Raw genomic sequence first — 21507 nt, 5'->3', positions numbered from 1 at the left:
AAAAAGTTAACTGACGGGGCGTTGATTCATTCTGATTAGGGATGTGTTATAAAATTCTTACTAATTAATAGCTGGTCAAAAGAAGACAACCTTTGTTGGGGTATAAAAAATGCTTGCAGATTTTGTCTAACAATAATAATTGTAAAATTCAGAAATGTATTTATAATCAAATCTAAGAGGTGATTCAGGTGTCAGAAAAGATAATAATGGATGTAAAAAATCTAACAACAAAAGGGTTAGAAACAAGAGAGAAATTATTGTGTGCTGCAGAAGAAGTGTTTGGTAGTAAAGGATATTACGAGGCGTCTATCGTGAATATTACACAAGAAGCAAAGGTAGCGCACGGAACTTTCTATAATTACTTCCCATCTAAAAAAGATATATTTGGTGAATTGATTCGCAGATTGAACCGTGAGTTACGCTTAATTATTAAAGAAGAAATGAAGAGGATATCAAGTTACGAAGAGGCACAAAGAAGAGGTTTTCAAGCATTTTTTCGATGGGTGAAAGATCGTCCTAATCTATATAACATTGTACAACAGGCGGTAGTTGTTGATGATAACTTATATAGATGGTACTATGCAAAGCTCGCAAATGGATTTTTAAAAAGTTTATCGGCTGGTATGGAAGCGGGGGAGTTTAAACAACTTGATAAAGAAACAATTGCGTATTGTCTTATGTCAATTGGGCAATTTCTAGGAATGCGATGGGGGTATTGGGAAGAGAAAGATGTTCCGGAAGATGTATTTGAAGCAGCGATGTCATTAATATTTGAAGGATTGAGAAAGAGATAAGGGAGTGGGGAAAATATGCAAGGCATTGCTTATTGGATTGAAAAACGGGCCTATTTACATCCAGATCGCATTGCCATTATTACAGATGAGGAGGAAATGACATATAAACAGTTACATGAGTATGTAAATAAAGTAGCTGCATATTTAATTTACGATTTACATGTGCAAAAAGGAGAAAGGATAGCTATTTTATCGCAAAATAGCTTGGAATATATTGTGGTTTTATTTGCTATAGCAAAAGTAGAATGTATTGCTGTTCCACTGAATATACGGTTAACAGAAAATGAACTTATATTTCAGTTAGGGGATAGTGGAACTACAGTTTTATTTGTAGAGGAAACATTTCAAAATATGGCACTGTCAATGCAGAAGGTATCGTATGTACAAAGTGTGATTTCGATTAAAAGTTTAAAAGAAATAGAAGATAGAAAAATTGATAACTTTGAAGAGATAAATGAAAGCGCATCCTTTATTATATGTTATACCTCAGGGACAACTGGAAAACCGAAAGGAGCTGTACTTACACAAGAAAATATGTTTTGGAATGCGCTAAATAATACATTTGCGATTGATCTAACTATTCACGATCGCTCCATTGTATTACTGCCTTTATTTCATATTGGTGGGATTGGCTTATTCGCATTTCCAACTTTATTTGCAGGTGGTGTAATCATTGTTCCGAGAAAATTTGAGCCAACTACAGCTCTTTCCATGATAGAAAAACATAAAGTGACTGTAGTGATGGGAGTACCTACAATTCATCAAGCATTAATGAATTGTGAGAATTTTGGAACTACAAATTTGCAATCAGTTCGCTGGTTTTATAACGGTGGTGCTCCGTGTCCAGAAGAGTTGATGAGAGAATTTATAAATAGAGGATTTTTATTTGGTCAAGGCTTTGGTATGACTGAAACATCACCAACCGTATTTATGCTTTCAGAAGAAGATGCAAGACGTAAAGTAGGCTCAATTGGGAAACCAGTTTTGTTTTGTGATTATGTACTTATTGATGAAAACAAAAATAAAGTTGAGATTGGTGAAGTTGGAGAGTTACTTATAAGAGGGCCAAATGTAATGAAAGAGTATTGGAATCGGCCAGATGCAACAAAAGAAACGATTCAAGATGGTTGGTTATATACGGGAGATTTAGCTAGAGTTGATGAAGATGGTTTTGTATACATTGTCGGTAGAAAAAAAGAAATGATAATTTCCGGTGGTGAAAATATTTATCCACTTGAAGTAGAGCAAGTCATTAATAAGCTTTCGGACGTATATGAGGTAGCGGTCGTTGGTAGGCAACATGTAAAGTGGGGAGAGACTCCAATCGCCTTTATTGTGAAAAAAAGTAGCAGTGTATTAACTGAAAAGGAAGTCATTGAACATTGTCGTTTATTTCTAGCAAAATATAAAATACCGAAAGAGATTGTTTTTCTAAAAGAATTGCCTAAAAATGCAACTGGTAAAATTCAAAAAACACAGTTAGCAAATCAATTGAAAAGTAGGTGAAGAGATGACGATGTACAGCACGGGTCAAAAGGCGTCATGTAGTAAAACAATAACAGAAACGGATTTTGTATTATTTGCAGGTTTAAGTGGGGATTTTAATCCAATCCATATTGATCATGAGTATGCGAAAAAAACTAGATTTAATCAAAGAATAGCACATGGTTTACTAACTTCTAGTCTATTATCGCAATTGCTTGGTATTCATTTACCTGGAAAAGGATCCGTTTATATGGAGCAAACTATTAAATTTACAGCACCAGTTTTTATAGGAGATACAATTACAGCAACGGCTACAGTACAAGAATTTATAATAGAAAAGAGAGTTTTGAAATTGTTAACGGAGTGTCATAACCAAAAAGGAGATTTAGTATTAACAGGTGTAGCTACAATGATGGTGCCAAAAGAAGGAGGAGTAGTCTAATGAATATTGGGATTGAAGCGACTGGTGTTTTCTTCCCAAAAGACGTAGAGACGGCTGCAGATCTATCTAAAAAAACAGGTATTCCTGAGCACATTATTATAGAAAAGTTTGGATTATATGAAAAACATGTCGCAGATGAAACGATGCATGCATCAGATTTAGCTATTGCTGCTGCAAAGCCAATATTATCACAAGTAGATCCTCAATCTATTGATGTAGTCATTTATTTTGGCAGTCCACATAAAGATTACCACGTATGGTCTAGTGCCCCAAAAATTCAGCATGAACTTGGATTAAAAAATGCTTATGCTTTTGAAATTATGAATGTTAGTTCTTGCTTTCCTATTGCTCTCAAAGTGGCAAAAGATATGCTCTACTCCGATAACTCAATTGAAAATATATTATTAGTAGGTGGATGTAAAGAATCTCAAATTGTAGATTATGATAATCCACGCTCGCGTTTTATGTTTAATTTCGCTGATGGCGGAAGTGCAGCTTTAGTGAAAAAAGACGCTAGAAACGGTGAAATATTAGGAAGTGCGATTATAACAGATGGTTCATTTCATGAAGATGTTCGTATTCCAGCAGGTGGATCGAAGCAGGTTGCGAGCTACGATACAGTTGAGAATCGACAGCATTATATTGATGTAATAGATCCTATTAGTATGAAAGAACGTCTAGACAGGGTTTCAACTCCTAATTTTGACAAGGTTATTCGGGAGGCGTTAAGAAAAAGTGGATTTACTCCTAAAGATATTAAAGTATTGTTACCACTGCATACAAAACGTTCTATGTTAATAGAATTGATACAGGGGCTAGGGCTAGCAGAAGAACAAGTTGTATATTTAGATCATTATGGACATATGTCAGCGCTTGATCCTTGCATTGGTCTTCACTTTGCAAATGAACAAGGAAAATTACAGGCCGGAGATATTGCAGTAGTAGTTAGTGCAGGGACTGGATATACGTGGGCAGCGACTGTAATTAGGTGGTGAAAAATGCTAGATGAATACATAGGGAATGGAGGTATTTGGAAAATGGCGGCGAATGTAAAGGTACTTCATTAAATTTTTTTAACAGATTTGTTTGTATGATTCAGAGGAAAAGTCATAATTACGGGTGGATAACTTTGGCGTGTTTGACTCTATCAGAAAGTAAAGTATGGGGGGATCACAATGTCGATGAAAAAACGTAAATGGCTAAGAATGATGGCTACTGGTTGTGTTTTAAGTTCGTTATTAATAACGGCAGCTTGTTCAGGAAAGAAAACAAGTACAGAGGGTGACAAGACGATTAAGGTAGGTGTTCTTGCTTCATTAACGGGTCCATTAGAATCATATGGAAAACAAACAGTGAACGGATTCGAATTAGGGTTAGACTATGCAACGGGTGGGACTGGGAAAGTGGAAGGGAAGAAGATTAAGTTTGTTGTAGAAGATACGGAAACGAAAGCAGATGTAGCAGTGAAGAAAGCTACGAAGTTATTAGAAGAAGAGAAAGTTGATTTTTTAGTCGGATCGTCTAGTTCAAGTGATACATTAGCAGTTTTACCACTAGCTGAAGAATATGAAAAAATTATGGTTGTTGAACCGGCAGTAGCTGATAGTATTACCGGAAAGAACTGGAATAAATATATTTTTAGAACAGGAAGAAATTCATCTCAAGATGCAGTAGCTGGTGCTGCAGCAATTGCTAAAAAAGATGTGAAAATAGCAACGTTAGCACAAGATAATGCTTACGGTCGTGAAGGGATTGCTGCATTTAAAGCTGGAGCGAAGAAATTAGGTGCGAATATTGTAAACGAGCAATATGCTGATACGAATTCGACTGACTTCACTGCAAATATTCAAAATATCATTAGCTCAAAACCGGATTATTTATTTATCGTTTGGGCTGGGGCAAATTCACCTTGGAAACAGTTGAAAGATATGAATGTGGAAGCGCAAGGTATTAAAATTTCTACCGGTGCACCAGATATACCGGCATTAAAAACGATGGATGCGTTAGTAGGAATGCAAGGTTTTTCTGTTTATTATCATACACTCCCGAAAAATAAGGTGAATGATTGGTTAGTTGAAGAACATAAAAAACGATTTAATGGTGCGGTGCCAGATTTATTTACAGCAGGTGGAATGTCAGCGGCAATTTCTATTGTAGAAGCTTTAAAGAAAACAAAAGGTGATACAGATGTTGATACGTTGATTAAGAAAATGGAAGGAATGGAATTTGATACACCGAAAGGAAAGATGAAGTTTAGAGAAAAGGATCACCAAGCGATGCAAACACTTTATTCTATCACATTGAAAAAGCAAGATGGTGTTGATTATCCGGTGCCAGTATTAGAGCGAGAATTAACGATGAAAGAGACAGAACCACCAGTTCAAAATAAATAAACTGAATTTTCTGTTGTTTTTGTATAAAGAGGGGGATGCCCTCTTTATACGTATTTCTTTCATACTTAAAGCTTTAAAGGGAGGGATTTCGTGACACATTTGCTAGAAACGAAAAATCTTAGCGTATCTTTTGGCGAGCATCATGTTATTAAGGATGTGAATTTAACGGTACAAAAAGGAAAGCTTATTTCCATTATTGGACCAAATGGTGCAGGAAAGACAACGTTATTTAATTTACTAAGTGGACAAATTTCTCCAACAAAGGGTGAAGTATATTTTAAAGGACGAGAGATTACAAAATTATCAATTTCGGATCGAACTCGATTAGGAATCGGCCGTTCTTTTCAGCTTACAAATATATTCCCAGAGTTAACGGTACTTGAAAATGTTCGTTTAAGTGTTCAATCATTTGTTCAAGATTACTATAGTTTTTTTCCGAGTTCGGCAAAATTTAAGCAACAAGTGGGAGAGGCGAGACGTTTCTTAAAAACAGTCTTACTTCACGAGAAAGAACATGTATTAGCGAAAGATTTAGCACATGGGGAAAAACGAAAGTTAGAGCTTGCGATGTTACTAGCTTTAAAAACGGATGTATTACTACTTGATGAGCCGACGGCAGGTATATCAGTTGAGGAAGTACCGGCTATTTTACAAGTGATTGAAAATATTAAGAAACATCCAGAGAGTACAATTGTACTAATTGAACACAAGATGGATATGGTACTAGGTTTATCAGACCATCTTATCGTTTTGTTCCATGGAGAGTTATTGGCTGAAGGTTTGCCTGAAGAAATGATGAAAGATGAGCGTGTACAAAGTGCTTATTTAGGGGGATTATATAGTGGCACTATTACAAGTGAATAATATAGAGACGTATTTAGATCAGTTTCATATTTTACAAGGGGTATCTCTTGCTGTTGAGAAAGGAACGATTACTGTACTGTTTGGAAGAAATGGGGCAGGGAAGACGACGACATTACGTTCGGTTATGGGATTTCACCATATCGCACATGGTGAAATTTATTATGATCGTACACAAGTAAATGGATTATCTACACATTTAATTTCAAGGAAAGGAATAGGTTATGTACCAGAAAATCAAGGTATTTTTCACGATCTGACAGTAGAAGAAACATTCGCTCTTGCTAGGGGTAAGGGAGAAGAAGCAGAAGAGAAAATTGAGTGGATGCTTGAACTATTTCCAGATTTAAAGCAGTTTTGGCACAAAAAAAGTGGACTCTTAAGCGGAGGACAAAAACAAATGCTAGCAATTTCAAGAGCATTTATTAATAGTGATGGTTTATTACTTATTGATGAGCCGAGTAAAGGCTTGTCCCCTATTATGATAGAAAAATTAATGATAGCCATTTTGAAAATGAAGGAGAAAACAACAGTTTTACTCGTTGAACAAAACTTTATGATGGCTAGTCAAATTGGTGATTACTTTTATATTATGGATAACGGAAGAATTGTTCATAAAGGTTTTATGCATGAATTAAAAGAGGATAAGGAAATGTGTCACAAATATTTAGGAATCTCTTAACATGAATCCGAGGTGAGAAGGATGGATGTGTTAATCAATTTATTTGTAAATGGGATTTCAACAGGGATGCTCATTTTTTTATTAGCATCAGGACTTTCACTTATTTTCGGTTTAATGAGCGTTCTAAACTTCGCACATGGTGGTTTATTTGCCTGGGGAGCGTTTACAGGTGTTTGGATATTTAATATGACAGGTAGTTATGTATTAGCGTTAATTGGAGCAATTGCTATGGGGATGTTTCTTGGATTCATTTTAGAAAGATTCCTTATTAGACCGGTATATGGAAATCATGTTCGCCAGCTTCTTGTGACGCTTGGAGGAATGCTTGTACTTAGTGAATGTATTAAAGTATTTTGGGGGCCAAATCCAATTGGTGCTAAATTACCGTTATGGTTACAAGGTAGTTATACATTTGAAGGTATTATATTAATTAAATATCGTCTATTCGTAATTTTAATTGGGATCATCATTTATATTTCCTTACTATTATTGCTTAAAAAAACAAAGATAGGTCTAATGATCCGTGCAGGTGTAATGGATAAAGAAATGGTTCAAGCGCTCGGTATTAACGTAAAAGCGATATTTTCTTTCGTCTTTTTATTAGGAGCAGGGATGGCAGCGTTGGGAGGCTTCTTATTAGCACCGTATTCAGGAGTTATTTTCGCCGAGATGGGTATGCAGTATGCGATTTTAGCTTTCATAGTAGTAATCATTGGAGGATTAGGAAGCGTACAAGGTTCAGCAATCGCATCTTTAATTGTCGGATTAGCGGGTGCTTTTACAGCGTATTTTATACCGGATTTATCACTTGCAATCAATATGTTAATGTTACTATTTTTCTTAATAGTGAAGCCAAATGGACTTGTTAGTGAAAAGGGGTGAAATGGTGAACAGCACATCAAATCGAATTAAAGTATACTTCGGAGTATTTATGCTCATTTGTTTAAGTGTATTTCCATTCGTAAATGATTCACGGAGCTTGTTAATTTTGTTCACTCAAATCTTCATCTTTGCTATTTTTGCAATGAGTTTTGATGTATTGCTTGGGTATACAGGAATTGTATCGTTCGGCCATTGTATGTTCTTTGGAATAGGAGCGTATGGGGTAGCACTTTTATTTGATCGGCAAGGAGTATCCATAACGAACTTTTTAATAGGGATAGTAGCTGCAATTATCATTTCAGCAATTGTTAGTTATATAATCGGTTTGCTTTCGTTACGGCTGAAAAGTCATTTTTATGCAATGTTAACACTTGCTATTTCACAGTTGTTTTTCGTACTTGCTGAAAAATGGCGTGGACTCACTCACGGAGGGGACGGTTTTACATTTGGTGTACCAGACTTATTCCGTGATCGTTTTACGTTTTATTATGTAACACTTATATGTTTAATTGTCATTTTTATTCTGTTACGTCTTTTCACAAAATCTTCTATTGGAAAAGTATTAAAGGCAATTTCACAAAATGAGCAACGTGTTGAAGCATTAGGATATAAAGTTCTTCATTATAAAATTATTGCTAGTATTGTTGCAGGAGTAGTTGCTACGATTAGCGGTGGTTTATTTGTTATCACACTACGCTTTGTTAATACGACTGTATTTTCAATTGAAATGACATTAAATGCATTATTGATGACAATGATTGGAGGCGTTGGAACGTTAATTGGAGCAATTGCTGGAGCTGGAATTATTGAATCACTGAAATATTATTTATCAGAACTAGCCACAGCGTATCCGATTTTTGAAAGATGGACAATTATTCTTGGTTTATTGTACATTATCGTCTTGCTAGTTTTTCCGAAAGGATTAGTTGGCACGATTAAGAGACTGAAGAATGTGAAACAGAGTAAGAAGGAGAAAAGTGCAGAAGTGGAGCAAAATGTGTGAAAAATCAATTGTATAGAATATGAAAATCCCTCTTTTAAATTCGTAAAGGAGGGATTTTTATTGGTGTATGTAATTAGTTTATAGCTATTCTATTAATCAAATAGTTCATCAGGGATTTGTTTTAAAGAGTTTTCATTTGTAAAAAAATGAACAGCTAATTTCTCGATTGGAACATTTTCAATTGGTACCAATGTATCATTTCTAATCGGCAAAAAGGCTATTCCTTTTCCGTCCTGAATAAACTCTTCCATAAGCGAATAAGAATCTAATTGTTGAAGTTGACGCTGAGATAAATGATTTTCTTTTAGAAATTGTATCGTCTTATTTCTAAAAGGGCACTTTTTGTCATTACTAACGAAGAAGAGTTCCTGCGAATAGTCAATGGTACGTGTTTCTTTCGTTTTTAATAAGCCTATAGAAATTGAAGTAGTAAATACTTTTTTAAAAGCTGCGTCGGGATCATCCTCATAAGTGATGACCATATCAACTTTTTGTTGTTGCAGTAATTTTTGTAAATGACTACTATTTTCTACATATATTTGATAATTCCTGAAATTTTCTTTAATACGCTTACTTACATAATTAGTCAAAATAGATTGTGACGTCGCGATTATATAAGAAGAACCACTCGTTTTAATTTTATCTTTCGCTTCTTCTACTAAAGTTAATATTTGATTCGTGTAGCCTAATAAAATGTCACCAGAAGGTAACAAGGAAACGCCTTTGTTATCTCTATGTAGTAAAGGAGTTTCTAATTCTTGTTCTAATTTTTTGATTCGCTCAGTTACGTTTGGCTGAACATATCCTAACTCTTTAGCAGCTTTACTAATAGAACCTTCACTAGCTACAGTTTTGAATATAATAAGATCATTTATTTCCATTTATCACAGCCCCTTATACGGTATCATTATAAATGATAACAAACATAATTTATACCTATTTTACGTTAGTCAATCACCGGTTTATCATTGTGTATATAAGATAGAAAGTGAGTGATAAACATGATTGGAATGCAATATAAAGTCATTTTGCCAAAGGATTATGACATGGAGATTATTAAAAAAAGGGTAAAGGATAATGGGCATAAAACGGATGGTTTTCAAGAATTGAATTTCAAAGCATATTTAATTACTGAGGTAGGTATGGAAGGGAATTTCTATAACTGTTATGCACCTTTATATATTTGGAATGGTCATGAAGGAATGAACAAATTTATCTTTGAAGGGTATTACGATAATATTTTACAATCTTTTGGGTGGCAACAAATAAATATAGGTGTTCCATTAGTTGTTAATCTAAGTGGTGATTTTAAGAAATGTAAGTATGTTGTTGAATATGTGGGAAGTATTTCTCAAAAGAATTCATTGATTGGGACTCAATTTAATATTTTTAATAAGAATGTCCAGAATACAGAAAATTGTAAAGGGAATGTAATAGTGTATAACCCAGATAAGTGGGGATATAGTCAGTTTGAATTTTATGAAGTAAAGCCTGAAATTGAAGAGATGGAGGATATTACAATATATGAGGTTTTACACATTTCACAGTAGATGAGGAATTGAAATATAAATAAATTATTTATAAAAAATCCATTTTGAGTCAAGTAATAATGTTCAAAATGGACTTTTCTTAATTATCTTATGTATATTCAAAACAAATTACTGCTTTTCTTAATTCTTTATTAAAGAATAAGTAAATACGATCGGCACCATAAGCTTGAAAATAATATCCTGTAACAAATCCAACATATGTAAATGGATGTCCATATTCATCTTTTGGTACATATAGAAGATTCGTAAAGTCAAAAATTTCGTCTTCGTTATCGCAGTCTTCTAATAATTCTTTACCTTCTTCTGTCATAAAACGAACATCATTTAGGATACCATTTACCACGGGATAATTTAATCCCCAGCCATTTGTTTGTTTTTCGGCAAACTCTCGTTCTAATACTTCTACAGATGTAAATTCTTTTCTAAAGCTAGAATAAGGATAAATTTTTTGATTACGTTGAAAATAATCTTTACGGATTTGATAATTTCTTTCATTACTCTCGTAGGCTTGTTCTATTATGTCAGAATTATTTTGTTCGATTTCGAAATAATTCCAATCCGCTTCAAATTTATATTTTCCATTAATGACATTGAATCCTAATGTATCTGCTTTCGTAAAATTTGTGTGAAATGGTTTGGTGAAATCACCCACGCAACCATCATGGATTTCTTTTGCTGACACAATATGTAACCATTCGTCCAATTCCGGTTCAATACATTGTAAGTTTATAGAACAAATGGGTAAAAAGTGCTTTTTATGTTGTTCTAAATCATCATAAAATATGTCTTCATATTCAGGAAATGGTTTTATAAATTGTTTAGAAATATGCATGTTCTGCCCACCTTTATACTAGTGCTTTGTTTAATTTTATCATTTTATTTGAATTTTTTCTTATTTAAAACTTTATGATACTCATAGTTATGGGAAGAAAGAGTTCGTAAGTAAGGTAGATATCTATTGTTAAGATTTTATCATATGTCGAACAGTTGAGAGATGAAGCAAAGTAAGACTTCATACTTATACATAGCCTTACTACATTCGACACATAGCGACAATATAATGTTCGTTTATCTGTTAGTATAGTATATAGTTTTTGGGGATTTTTATCATTTTCACATTGGGGGAAGGGAATTTATGTTTAAAAAAATCGCGACAGTCACTTTAGCAGGGACGTTAGCTTTCAGTTTATCGGCATGTGATGAGAAGAAAGAAGTAGCTAAAACTGTATCAAATGATACTAAGGAAGAGCAAAGTAGTGCCAAAAAAGAAAATACGAAGAATGAAGATACAAGAGAATATAATGTTGAAAAAACTATTGAAATTAGAAATCAAAAATTAACAGTCCATAAAGTACAAATAGCACAAGTGGCAGAATATGATAAGCTGGAAAAAGGTAATGAGTTTGTTATTGTTCATGTTACAGTAGAGAATATTGGTCATCAAAAAGTTAGAATTAACCCATTGGATTTTTACCTTGAAAGAGGCGATGGAAGTATTGTGGACCATACATTTTCAACTAGCAATAAAAATATTTTTAAAATTAAAGATGTAGATCCAAACGGTAAGTTAACAGGAGCTATAACATTTGAAGCGAAAAAAGGTGATTCTAATCTTGAATTAATTTATAGACCTGATGTTATGTCTAAAGAGGAAGTAAAAGTAGAGCTTAAATGATTTATCCCGTAAAAGTCCGATTGGTGTAAACAAGGGCCTTTTATGCAAACTTATACAGGTTTTACATGAAGACGGTATGCTCAAATGAATTTACGGTACGATAAAAGAAAATAATAGATTAGATGGTGTGAATTTCAAATATACTGTTTTGAAAACGAAAAATAAATGCATGATAAGGATTGGCGTTGGAGCTTAATCCTTTTTTTATGGAGATGTAGAGAATGGCAAGTAGACCTAATACTACACGATTGATGCCTTTAGTTAAGTACAAGTAAGTTGAGTTATATAAAAAATGTAATTATTTCTTGCATTACTATCACTTGAGTGGTAAAGTGATAGTGAGATTCACGATAGGAAGTGATCAAATATGCGTGATAATACGATAGGGTCATTAATATGGTTACGTTTAATACGATTTACGAACCAAAGTAATCAGATGTCAAATGAGTTTTTAAAACGGTTTGATTTAACGACAGCTCAATTTGATGTGCTTTTGCAAATACGTACGTATCAGCCACTCACACAAATGGAGTTAGCTGAAAAGGTAACTGTTACACAAGGCGGTATTTCTCGAATGTTAACTCGTCTTGAAAAAGAAGGATATATTGTACGAAAACAAGATTGGAAAACGAAAACAATTAGTCTTACAGAGCAAGGGGAAGCAGCTTTAGAGAGAGCGTTGCCAGAGCAACTTGCATTTCAATCATCGTTTTTTGATGATGTATTAAATGAAGAAGAGCAGAAAATATTATACGAGCTGATGACGAAAGTTCATAAGCATAGTGAAAAAAAAGAATTGCCGCAAGAGTAATTTTTTTTCACTATCAATTGACTAATCAAGTGATGGGTGATTGAAGAAAATGAATACGACTGAATTAAAGGAGAGAGCAACTATGGAAAAATACCGTATGGATACAAGTAAAGGAATAGAGTTTGGATTATATTCAATTGGGGATCATGTTTTAAATCCACATAACGGAGAGAAAATTAGTGCAGAACAAAGAATTCATGAATTAATTGAAACAGCAAAGTTAGCGGATGAATCTGGACTTGATGTATTTGCTGTCGGTGAAAGTCATCAAACGCATTTTACAACGCAAGCTCATACAGTTATTTTAGGAGCTATTGCACAAGCTACGAAAAATATAAAAATTGCAAGTTCAGCAACGATAGTAAGTACATCTGATCCGGTACGAGTGTATGAGGATTTTGCTACAATTGACTTAATTTCTAATGGACGTGCAGAAATCGTGGCTGGTCGTGGATCTCGTATTGGGGGATATAGTTTACTTGGTTATGACGTGAATGATTATGAAGAGCTATTTGAAGAGAAGATGGAACTTTTATTAAAAATTAATAAAGAGGAACATGTAACATGGAACGGACAGTTCAGAGCGCCGCTTGCACATGCATCGGTTATTCCGAGAGCTAAAAATAATAACTTACCAATTTGGCGTGCAGTTGGTGGCCCACCAGCTAGTGCGATTAAAGCAGGACGTGCGGGTGTACCAATGATGATAACAACACTAGGTGGTCCAGCTATTAACTTTAAAGGATCAGTAGATGCTTATCGTGAGGCTGCGGCGCAAAGTGGATTTAATCCAGCAAGTTTGCCAGTTGCAACAACGAGTTTATTTTATACAGCAAAAAATTCACAAGATGCGTTTAGTGAATACTATCCTCATATTAATGCTGGTATGCTTACACTGCGTGGTGGTGGGTATCCGAAGCAACAATTTACAAATGCAGTAGATTATCGTGACGCATTAATGGTTGGTAGCCCGCAACAAATTATTGAAAAAATGCTTTACCAATATGAATTGTTTGGACAACAACGTTTTATGGCACAAATTGATTTTGGTGGTGTGCCACTTAATAAAATTGAGAAAAATATCGAATTAATTGCTACTGAAATTTTACCGGCTGTTAGAAAACATACAGCAAAATAATTTGAAAAATACCGAGAGTCTAATCGATTCTCGGTATTTTTTTATGTATTAATTTAGTTTGAAAAAATGGCAAAAAAATAAATTTTTAGTCTAGAAAGAGGGAAGGGATTTTCTATTTTTGAATAACATTATTTCGTGTTTGAATTTTAGGAATGTATTTTTCTCTTGACAAAAAAGCAACTGATTTCTTCATTGGTAAAGAGGACATTTTTTCGCGAATAAGTCAAGCGTATGTAGAGAAAAATGATTTATTTATTGATATGAGAGTAAGTCTTATATTAAAAAAATACATTTTAGTAATGAGAAAAATCTAATTCAAAAAAATGACAAAAGACATATTTCAGACAAAATGATGTCAATAATACGTCAAAAATCAGCTGAATTTACTATGCAGGTATATTATACAATTCGATTAACGGATAAAACACTACTGAAATAGTGAAAAGGTAAATTTTATGAGAAAGTTCTTTTGTAATTATCTTGAAAACTGAAAAATTATATTTTCTAAAAGTACATAAACAAATTTATCTTTCTATATTTCTAAGATTTGAGTTGTTTTATTCATACAACTCAATTGAAATTACGATATAAAAAATTATGAAGGAAGTGATTGTAGTATGGAAACGCTCGAATTGGCACGAATACAATTCGCATCAACAACGATTTTCCATTACTTTTTTGTTCCGCTGTCTATTGGTTTAGCTTTTATCATTGCGTTAATGCAAACGTTATACGTGGTAAAGGGACAAGAAATTTATAAGAAGATGACGAAGTTTTGGACACAAATATTCCTAGTTAACTTTGCGGTAGGTGTAGTAACTGGTATTTTACAAGAATTCCAGTTTGGCATGAACTGGTCAACATATTCACGTTTCGTAGGTGATGTGTTTGGTCCATCACTTGCAATTGAAGGCTTATTAGCATTTTTCATAGAGTCTACATTCCTAGGTTTATGGGTATTCGGTGAGGACAAATTACCGAAGCGAATTCACTTGTTATGTATTTGGCTCCTTTCAATTGGAACAATGTTATCAGCATTTTGGATTTTAACTGCAAGTGCATTTATGCAATCGCCAGTAGGATATGAAATGGCAGCAGATGGACGTGCACAGATGAATGATTTCTTAGCGATTATTCAAAACCCACAATTATGGGTACAATTCCCGCATACAATTACAGCTGCGATTGCAACTGGTGCATTCTTTATTGCGGGTGTGAGTGCATGGAAAATAACGAAAGCTCAAGAAACTGAAGTGTTTAAAAAATCGTTCCGCATTTCTATCATTGTTGGAACACTTACAACGGCGTTAGTATTATTCTTTGGTCATGCGCAAGCACAACAATTAATTAAGACGCATCCAATGAAAATGGCAGCAGCTGAAGCGTTATGGAATACGAGTGAGGATCCAGCGCCATTTACAGTATTTGCGAAAATTGATGCAGAGAAGCAAGAAAATTCGTTTGAAATTCAAATCCCTTATATGCTAAGTCTATTATCATTTGATAAATTTAGTGGTCAAGTAGAAGGGATGAATCAAATTCAAAAACAATATGAAGAAAAATATGGGCCTGGAGATTATATACCGCCAGTACACACTATGTTCTGGAGTTTTAGAGCGATGGTAATGAGTGGAACATTTATGCTTCTTCTAGGAGCATACGGATGGTTCTTATCAAGAAAAGATCGTTTAGCTGAAAAAACTTGGTATTTAAAATTAATGGTGTATGCAATTGCACTACCGTTTATCGGTAATACAGTAGGATGGATTATGACTGAAATGGGACGTCAGCCTTGGGTAGTTTTCGGTGTTATGAAAACGGAAGATGCTGTATCTCCAAATGTTACGTTCGGAGAAGTATTATTCTCTTTAGTTTCATTCACATCACTATATTTAATTATAGGTGGAATCACTATTTACTTATTCGTTCGTATTATTAAAGGACATGAGAATAAGAAAGCGAAACAGGATTCTCAAAGCCATGATCCATTTGATAAGGAGGAAGAGTATGTTATCTCTTAATGAGTTGTGGTTTATCATTATTGCAGTTTTATTCGTAGGCTTCTTTGTACTTGAAGGTTTCGATTTCGGTGTAGGTATAGTTTCAAGGTTTTTAGGGGAAAACGATTTAGAGAAAAGAATTTACTTAAATACAATTGGCCCATTTTGGCACGCGAATGAAGTATGGCTTGTTTGTGCAGGTGGGGCTATGTTCGCAGCATTCCCGCACTGGTATGCAACTTTATTTAGCGGGTTTTACATTCCGTTTGTATTTATGCTTCTTGCTTTAATTATAAGAGGGGTTTCCTTTAAATTCCGTGCGAAAATAGACAATCATAAATGGAAAGGTTTTTGGGATTGGGGTATGTTTTTAGGAAGTTTACTACCGCCTGTTCTTTGGGGAGTTGCAATTGCTAACTTTATGGTAGGTATTCCAATTGATGAAACGAAAAATGCTGTAGGTGGATTCTTACCATTACTTCATCCATTTGCATTACTTGGAGGAGTTATGTTCCTTCTGCTATGTATTGTTCACGGATTGCAATTCCTTACTATACGTACAACTGGTAAGTTAAGAGAACGTGCACGTATTGCTGCGTTGAAAATTGCACCGCTTGCAATTATAGCACTTCTTATTTTTGCCGGTGTAGGGTTATGGAAAACAGATATTTTCACTGGTCATGGTACAGAGTGGATTATGGTTCCGATTGGAGCTTTTGTAGCATTATGTGCGTCAACATTATTAAATAAAAGAAGAAGAGATGGTTGGGCTTTCGTTATGACGAGTTTAACAATCATTTTACTAAGTGCGAGTGTGTTTGCCGGCATGTTTCCACGTGTCTTAATTAGCTCGTTAGGGTCAATATACGATTTAACGATTTATAATGCAGCATCGGGAGATTATGCACTAAAACTGATGACGTATTTTTCAATTGCTATATTGCCATTTGTTTTGGGAAGTCAAATATGGAGTTTCTATGTGTTTAGACAACCTGTTAAGTCAGATAAAGATTTGGAGTACTAATGAAAAGAAAAAGAGGACTTCCGTCGTATCCTGGTAGCCGAGTTTTATATGTAGTGTTAACAATCATTAGCATTTTAGAAGCTATAAGTATTATTGGGCAAACAGTGTTTTTAGCACGGGCTATTACGTTTTTATTTCAAGGAGAAACAGTGCAATCTGTGTTAAATGAAACGGTTTATTTTGGAATCACGTTTGCAGTACGTCATATGCTAGTTCGAATTTCGCAAATATTAGTGGAACGTTTCGCTGAAAAAACAGGATCGCTACTGCGAAAACAATTAATAGAGGCATATTTCACATTAGGTCCACGGTATGTTCAAACTGCTGGAACAGGTCATCTGGTTACCTTATCGATTGAAGGTATTGAGAAATTTAAAACATATATTGAATTAACAATTCCTAAAATGATTAGAAGTAGTATCGTACCGGGACTAATTGTACTATATGTTTTTACGTTAGATATTGAGTCTGGAATCATTTTAGTTGTAACGATTCCTATCGTAATTACATTTATGATCCTACTAGGATTAGCAGCGCAGAAAATGGCAGATAGCCAATATGAAACACATCGAGTACTTTCTAATCATTTTGTAGATACGTTAAAAGGATTAGAAACATTAAAGTATTTAGGGAAAAGTAAACAACACGAAGGAAAGATTGAAAAAGTAAGTAAAAGGTATAGAAAAGCAACGATGCGTACTTTGCGAGTTGCTTTTCTTTCTTCTTTTGCATTAGATTTCTTTACGAGCTTATCCATTGCATTTGTGGCGGTCGGATTAGGGATACGTTTAATAGATGGGACAATTGTACTATTGCCAGCCCTTACGATTTTAATTTTAGCTCCGGAATATTTTCTGCCAATTAAACAAGTTGGAGCGAATTATCATGCTACGTTAGATGGACAACTTGCAATGGAGCAAATAGAAGAGATTTTACAGCAACAAAAAGAAATAGGAACGAAAGAATCTAATGTAGGTTTAATATGGAATGCCTCTAGTAACTTGAAATTACAAGATGTAAAAATAAAGAATAATGAATCTGAAAAAGCTATATTAGAGGGAATTGATTTTACTTGGAAAGGCACCGGCGCTATAGGTGTAATTGGTGAAAGTGGGGCAGGGAAATCGACGTTAATTGACGTATTAGCAGGATTTTTAACTCCTTCGGGTGGAAAGCTGATAATAAATGGTGTGAAAATTGACGGGTCTACTCGAGAAGATTGGCAAAAGAATATTGCTTATATTCCGCAGCAACCTTATATTTTCCCGCTTTCATTAAAAGATAACATTTGTTTCTATGAAACAAATACAACTGATGCAGAAGTGGAAAGAGTTATTAATGAAGTTGGTCTTCGTTCACTCGTTACATCGCTTCCGAACGGGATGTATGAAAGAATTGGAGAAGGTGGACGTATGCTTAGTGGCGGGCAAGAACAACGTGTCGCTATGGCGCGTGCACTTTTAAGCAAAAAGCCAATTATTTTATTAGACGAGCCTACAGCACATCTTGATATTGAAACTGAATTTGAAATAAAGCAAGCGATGTTACGTCTGTTTGAAGGTAAGCTAGTATTTCTTGCAACACATCGTCTTCACTGGATGAAACAGATGGATCATATTCTTATTTTAAATAAAGGGGAAATGATAAAAAGCGGCACGTATGAAGAACTTTTAAAGAATGAGGCATTACATTTTCAAAGGAAAGAGAGGGGATAGAGATGAGTAACTGGATTAAACCTTATATACAGCAAAATAAAGGTAGAATGACTGTAACTATTTTCCTTGGTCTTCTTGGAGTTAGTTCAGGTGCGATGTTACTTTTCATTTCAGGTTATTTAATCTCTAAATCTGCTCTTAGACCAGAAAATGTAATGGCTGTATATGTTCCTATTGTTGCAACACGTGCGTTTAGTATAGGACAAGCGGTATTTCATTATTTAGAGCGTTTAGTTGGACACGATGTCGTACTACGCATATTAGAAAAGATGAGAACGAAACTATACAGAATAGTAGAACCGCAGGCGTTATTTTTCCGCTCACGATTTCAAACGGGCGATATGTTAGGTATATTATCCGAAGATATAGAGCATTTGCAAAACCTATATTTACGTACAATATTTCCTAGTCTATTAGCGTTAGTTGTATATAGCATATTCGTACTTGTTATCGGAGCATTTGACGTAGTATTTGCACTTATTGCAGCATGTATGTTGGCTATTATCGTTTTTCTTCTTCCGTTTGTATCATTACTTTTAATGAAGCAACATCATGTTACTTTAAAGCAAGGAAGAAGCCGTTTGTATCAACAACTAACAGACGCTGTTTTTGGGTTATCTGATTGGCAAGCAAGTGGTAGAAAAGATGAATTCATTGATAAGTATGTAGAGCAAAATGCTCAGTTGTTAAAAACGGAAAAAAGAATGAAGCGCTGGAATCATATTCGGGACAGTATCATTCAATTAGTAGTGGGAATCGTAGTTATTTCAATGATCATATGGACTGGAAATGAGGCAGCAAGTGAACAGATTGCATCTACCGTTATTGCGGCTTTCGTCTTAATGACGTTATCTGTGACAAATGCGTTAATTCCACTTTCAGATGCTATCGATCGAATTCCATCATATGTAGAATCTGCTCATCGTCTAAATAAAGTAGAAGCTAATGATGTTTTACAGGATGAAAAGGAATTACATGAGGATAAAGATTATGTTGCATCAAAATATATAGACATTGAATTAAATAATGTATCGTATAGTTACCCAGATAGTAATGAATTTGTATTGAAAGAAGTATCACTGCAAATAAAGGCAGGAAAGAAAATCGCCATTTTAGGAAGAAGTGGAACAGGAAAATCTACTTTGTTAAAATTGTTAGCAGGTGCGCTAAGCCCGTTACATGGTGAAGTTTTATTGAATAGTGAACATGCTCATACGAATCTTTTATCAAAATATATTTCTGTATTGAATCAAAAGCCGCATTTATTCGATACGACAATTGGAAATAATGTGCGAATCGGTAAACCAGAGGCTACGGATGAAGAGATATGGACAGCTTTAGAGAAAGCACAATTAGCTTCGCATATAGCTTCTCTTCCAGATGGATTGCAAACAAAAATGCATGAAATGGGAAAAAGGTTTTCTGGTGGAGAAAGACAACGGGTTGCTTTTGCTAGAACGCTAATGCAAGAGGCTCCAATTATTGTACTTGATGAACCTACGATCGGCTTAGATCCAAAGACAGAACTATCTTTAATAGAAACAATGTTTTCTGCAACAGAAGAAAAGACTGTTATTTGGATTACACACCACCTTGTAGGAATTGAACATGTAGATGAAGTTATATTCCTTGATCGTGGTCAAATTGTGATGCAAGGCAGTCATGAACAACTTCTGAAAGAAAACGAGAAGTATCGAAAGCTGTATGAGTTAGATAAAGGAATATAGTTTGAATAAGTAATAATTGTAAAATAGCTACGCCAAATGGTGGAGCTATTTTTGTTTTGAAATGAATATTCTATTCTTTTTTAATGTTGGATTGCAGATGTATATGATCATTATGAATGAAAAATGAATTTCATATTATACATATAATGGAGGGGGATATACATGAAGGAGCAGTATAAAATTATTGTTTTAAGTGATGAAGTATCAGGGGGAAGGATTCAAAATGCATTAGACAAAAATAAATGTAAAACAATAGTTCATGTTGTAGACGTTTCAACTATTGTTCGTATAGAAAATTCTTTTCAATATATAGTCATTTGGAGAGTGGACGCAGAAAAACTTACAAATGAATTGATAAACAAGGGCGTGCAAAGTAAAAAAATTATTAATTTAACAAAATACATGTATGAATGGAGGAATAAATTAATTTCTATATATCAAATAAATCCGGATCTTATGTTTTTATACATGTCTATGAAAAAAGTAAAGAGTGATCCCACATATGAATTGTTTGCTACCGGTTTGTCTTATCCGCATTGTGGCATAAGTACGGAGCTCCTCTCAAAAAAGTCAATAAAATTAACACTTCCATCGCAAGATCTATACTATGATTATTTAATAGCGTCACAACTTCTATCAAACGATCATTCATTTCAATATTGTTTGATAGGAATAGCCTATTTCTCTTTTTACTTTGACATGTCGTTATCATCTGAAGCATATAGAATTCACAAAGTATATTATCCATTGTTTCAAGACGGTCATCATACTGTAGTTCATTCTCCTTTACCCACTGATGGATTCTCACATCTAGATAGTCCGAAACCACTTTTTTCTATTTTTACTTTGCATTTTGAATATATTTTATTAGACGAACTAAAAGATGAATCATTGATACTACCTTGGATAAATGCTGAATGGAATACCACTCCCCTTCATATTCCTTTTGAAGAACATGGGAAAATGAGAGCAGCTTCACATGCTAAATTGTCGTATCCTCATACTTTAGTTGAAAATAAAACGATTTTTAAAACATATTTAGAATTACTGTTAAAAAATGATATAAAGCCACTAATTGTTGTCTTCCCTGTTACTTCACATTATTTCAATTGTAGTAGTAAGAAATTAAAAGAAGATTTTTATAAAGTTATAAATGATTTTCAAGCACAATATTCTTTTCAAATCATAGATCTATTTGATTCACCATTATTTTGTGATGAAGATTTTTATGATAGTGATCATATGAATAAAAAAGGTGCAAATAAAATGTCCGCGTTATTAAATATGTTTATTCAGGAACGAAAAGTATGATATTTCGATTCATA

At 34.1% G+C, this 21507-nt stretch carries 20 protein-coding genes; 18 read left to right on the top strand and 2 right to left on the bottom strand.

Annotated elements, in window-relative coordinates; all coding sequences use genetic code 11:
* Window positions 1–188: 188 nt before the first annotated feature.
* The 9 genes from CER22_RS09515 (at window position 189) to CER22_RS09475 (ending at window position 8542) form a co-directional block, all read left to right on the top strand.
* On the top strand, window positions 189–794 hold the full coding sequence (locus CER22_RS09515; RefSeq protein WP_142293455.1) for a TetR/AcrR family transcriptional regulator: 606 nt from the start codon (window positions 189–191) through the stop codon (window positions 792–794).
* 15 nt (window positions 795–809) lie between these two features.
* Window positions 810–2300, top strand: coding sequence for an o-succinylbenzoate--CoA ligase (locus tag CER22_RS09510; RefSeq protein WP_088608634.1), 1491 nt, complete (start codon window positions 810–812; stop codon window positions 2298–2300).
* Window positions 2301–2304: 4 nt separating this feature from the next.
* Window positions 2305–2721 carry a MaoC family dehydratase gene (locus tag CER22_RS09505; RefSeq protein ID WP_088608633.1) on the top strand — a complete coding sequence of 139 codons (417 nt, stop codon included), beginning with the start codon at window positions 2305–2307 and terminating at the stop codon, window positions 2719–2721.
* The gene (locus CER22_RS09500) at window positions 2721–3716 is read left to right on the top strand and encodes a 3-oxoacyl-ACP synthase (protein ID WP_088608632.1); all 996 of its coding nucleotides are present in this window, start codon (window positions 2721–2723) and stop codon (window positions 3714–3716) included. The genes CER22_RS09505 and CER22_RS09500 overlap by 1 nt, the downstream gene beginning before the upstream one ends.
* Before the next feature lie 180 nt (window positions 3717–3896).
* On the top strand, window positions 3897–5114 hold the full coding sequence (locus tag CER22_RS09495) for a substrate-binding domain-containing protein (protein WP_088608631.1): 1218 nt from the start codon (window positions 3897–3899) through the stop codon (window positions 5112–5114).
* 90 nt (window positions 5115–5204) lie between these two features.
* The gene (locus CER22_RS09490; protein WP_088063051.1) at window positions 5205–5978 is read left to right on the top strand and encodes an ABC transporter ATP-binding protein; all 774 of its coding nucleotides are present in this window, start codon (window positions 5205–5207) and stop codon (window positions 5976–5978) included.
* On the top strand, window positions 5956–6657 hold the full coding sequence (locus tag CER22_RS09485; RefSeq protein ID WP_088063052.1) for a branched-chain amino acid ABC transporter ATP-binding protein: 702 nt from the start codon (window positions 5956–5958) through the stop codon (window positions 6655–6657). The genes CER22_RS09490 and CER22_RS09485 overlap by 23 nt, the downstream gene beginning before the upstream one ends.
* A gap of 21 nt (window positions 6658–6678) precedes the next feature.
* Complete coding sequence (locus CER22_RS09480; protein ID WP_088063053.1) at window positions 6679–7539, top strand: branched-chain amino acid ABC transporter permease; 861 nt, start codon at window positions 6679–6681, stop codon at window positions 7537–7539.
* A gap of 49 nt (window positions 7540–7588) precedes the next feature.
* Window positions 7589–8542 carry a branched-chain amino acid ABC transporter permease gene (locus tag CER22_RS09475; RefSeq protein ID WP_131933559.1) on the top strand — a complete coding sequence of 318 codons (954 nt, stop codon included), beginning with the start codon at window positions 7589–7591 and terminating at the stop codon, window positions 8540–8542.
* 92 nt (window positions 8543–8634) lie between these two features.
* On the opposite strand, the gene CER22_RS09470 is transcribed toward CER22_RS09475, so the two are convergent.
* Entirely contained in the window at window positions 8635–9423 is a 789-nt protein-coding gene (locus CER22_RS09470; protein ID WP_088063055.1) for a LysR family transcriptional regulator, read from the bottom strand.
* A 120-nt stretch (window positions 9424–9543) separates the two neighbouring features.
* On the opposite strand from CER22_RS09470, the gene CER22_RS09465 reads away from it, so the two are divergent.
* Window positions 9544–10092: a DUF4865 family protein gene (locus CER22_RS09465; protein WP_088063056.1), complete on the top strand. Its 549-nt coding sequence runs from the start codon at window positions 9544–9546 to the stop codon at window positions 10090–10092.
* A gap of 88 nt (window positions 10093–10180) precedes the next feature.
* On the opposite strand, the gene CER22_RS09460 is transcribed toward CER22_RS09465, so the two are convergent.
* A complete protein-coding gene (locus CER22_RS09460) occupies window positions 10181–10924 on the bottom strand; it encodes a siderophore biosynthesis protein (RefSeq protein WP_088608630.1) in 744 nt (247 codons plus the stop codon).
* 303 nt (window positions 10925–11227) lie between these two features.
* Here CER22_RS09460 and CER22_RS09455 point away from each other — a divergent pair, with 303 nt between their 5' ends.
* The 8 genes from CER22_RS09455 (at window position 11228) to CER22_RS09420 (ending at window position 21493) form a co-directional block, all read left to right on the top strand.
* A complete protein-coding gene (locus CER22_RS09455; RefSeq protein ID WP_088608629.1) occupies window positions 11228–11767 on the top strand; it encodes a DUF4352 domain-containing protein in 540 nt (179 codons plus the stop codon).
* Between the two features lie 367 nt (window positions 11768–12134).
* Window positions 12135–12578, top strand: coding sequence for a MarR family winged helix-turn-helix transcriptional regulator (locus CER22_RS09450; RefSeq protein ID WP_001205523.1), 444 nt, complete (start codon window positions 12135–12137; stop codon window positions 12576–12578).
* An 82-nt stretch (window positions 12579–12660) separates the two neighbouring features.
* Window positions 12661–13716 carry an LLM class flavin-dependent oxidoreductase gene (locus CER22_RS09445; RefSeq protein WP_087982925.1) on the top strand — a complete coding sequence of 352 codons (1056 nt, stop codon included), beginning with the start codon at window positions 12661–12663 and terminating at the stop codon, window positions 13714–13716.
* Between the two features lie 617 nt (window positions 13717–14333).
* Window positions 14334–15737 carry a cytochrome ubiquinol oxidase subunit I gene (cydA, locus tag CER22_RS09440; RefSeq protein WP_000448888.1) on the top strand — a complete coding sequence of 468 codons (1404 nt, stop codon included), beginning with the start codon at window positions 14334–14336 and terminating at the stop codon, window positions 15735–15737.
* Entirely contained in the window at window positions 15724–16740 is a 1017-nt protein-coding gene (gene cydB, locus CER22_RS09435; RefSeq protein ID WP_000950075.1) for a cytochrome d ubiquinol oxidase subunit II, read from the top strand. The genes cydA and cydB overlap by 14 nt, the downstream gene beginning before the upstream one ends.
* Window positions 16740–18455, top strand: coding sequence for a thiol reductant ABC exporter subunit CydD (gene cydD, locus CER22_RS09430; RefSeq protein WP_088608628.1), 1716 nt, complete (start codon window positions 16740–16742; stop codon window positions 18453–18455). The genes cydB and cydD overlap by 1 nt, the downstream gene beginning before the upstream one ends.
* 2 nt (window positions 18456–18457) lie before the next feature.
* The gene (cydC, locus tag CER22_RS09425; RefSeq protein ID WP_088608627.1) at window positions 18458–20182 is read left to right on the top strand and encodes a thiol reductant ABC exporter subunit CydC; all 1725 of its coding nucleotides are present in this window, start codon (window positions 18458–18460) and stop codon (window positions 20180–20182) included.
* A 162-nt stretch (window positions 20183–20344) separates the two neighbouring features.
* Complete coding sequence (locus tag CER22_RS09420; RefSeq protein ID WP_088608626.1) at window positions 20345–21493, top strand: hypothetical protein; 1149 nt, start codon at window positions 20345–20347, stop codon at window positions 21491–21493.
* The last annotated feature ends 14 nt before the right edge of the window (window positions 21494–21507 follow it).

The sequence above is a fragment of the Bacillus sp. K2I17 genome (assembly GCF_002209985.1).
GTDB classification, from domain to species: domain Bacteria; phylum Bacillota; class Bacilli; order Bacillales; family Bacillaceae_G; genus Bacillus_A; species Bacillus_A wiedmannii.
This window is presented reverse-complemented; position numbering and strand designations above follow the sequence as displayed.

Bases quoted from the DNA above. Each gene is read 5' to 3' on its own strand.
- CER22_RS09510 (WP_088608634.1), top strand. From the start codon at position 810: ATGCAAGGCATTGCTTATTGGATTGAAAAACGGGCCTATTTACATCCA.
- CER22_RS09505 (WP_088608633.1), top strand. From the start codon at position 2,305: ATGACGATGTACAGCACGGGTCAAAAGGCGTCATGTAGTAAAACAATA.
- CER22_RS09500 (WP_088608632.1), top strand. From the start codon at position 2,721: ATGAATATTGGGATTGAAGCGACTGGTGTTTTCTTCCCAAAAGACGTA.
- CER22_RS09495 (WP_088608631.1), top strand. From the start codon at position 3,897: ATGTCGATGAAAAAACGTAAATGGCTAAGAATGATGGCTACTGGTTGT.
- CER22_RS09480 (WP_088063053.1), top strand. From the start codon at position 6,679: ATGGATGTGTTAATCAATTTATTTGTAAATGGGATTTCAACAGGGATG.
- CER22_RS09475 (WP_131933559.1), top strand. From the start codon at position 7,589: ATGCTCATTTGTTTAAGTGTATTTCCATTCGTAAATGATTCACGGAGC.
- CER22_RS09470 (WP_088063055.1), bottom strand. From the start codon at position 9,423: ATGGAAATAAATGATCTTATTATATTCAAAACTGTAGCTAGTGAAGGT.
- CER22_RS09465 (WP_088063056.1), top strand. From the start codon at position 9,544: ATGATTGGAATGCAATATAAAGTCATTTTGCCAAAGGATTATGACATG.
- CER22_RS09460 (WP_088608630.1), bottom strand. From the start codon at position 10,924: ATGCATATTTCTAAACAATTTATAAAACCATTTCCTGAATATGAAGAC.
- CER22_RS09455 (WP_088608629.1), top strand. From the start codon at position 11,228: ATGTTTAAAAAAATCGCGACAGTCACTTTAGCAGGGACGTTAGCTTTC.
- CER22_RS09450 (WP_001205523.1), top strand. From the start codon at position 12,135: ATGCGTGATAATACGATAGGGTCATTAATATGGTTACGTTTAATACGA.
- CER22_RS09445 (WP_087982925.1), top strand. From the start codon at position 12,661: ATGGAAAAATACCGTATGGATACAAGTAAAGGAATAGAGTTTGGATTA.
- cydA (WP_000448888.1), top strand. From the start codon at position 14,334: ATGGAAACGCTCGAATTGGCACGAATACAATTCGCATCAACAACGATT.
- cydB (WP_000950075.1), top strand. From the start codon at position 15,724: ATGTTATCTCTTAATGAGTTGTGGTTTATCATTATTGCAGTTTTATTC.
- cydD (WP_088608628.1), top strand. From the start codon at position 16,740: ATGAAAAGAAAAAGAGGACTTCCGTCGTATCCTGGTAGCCGAGTTTTA.
- cydC (WP_088608627.1), top strand. From the start codon at position 18,458: ATGAGTAACTGGATTAAACCTTATATACAGCAAAATAAAGGTAGAATG.
- CER22_RS09420 (WP_088608626.1), top strand. From the start codon at position 20,345: ATGAAGGAGCAGTATAAAATTATTGTTTTAAGTGATGAAGTATCAGGG.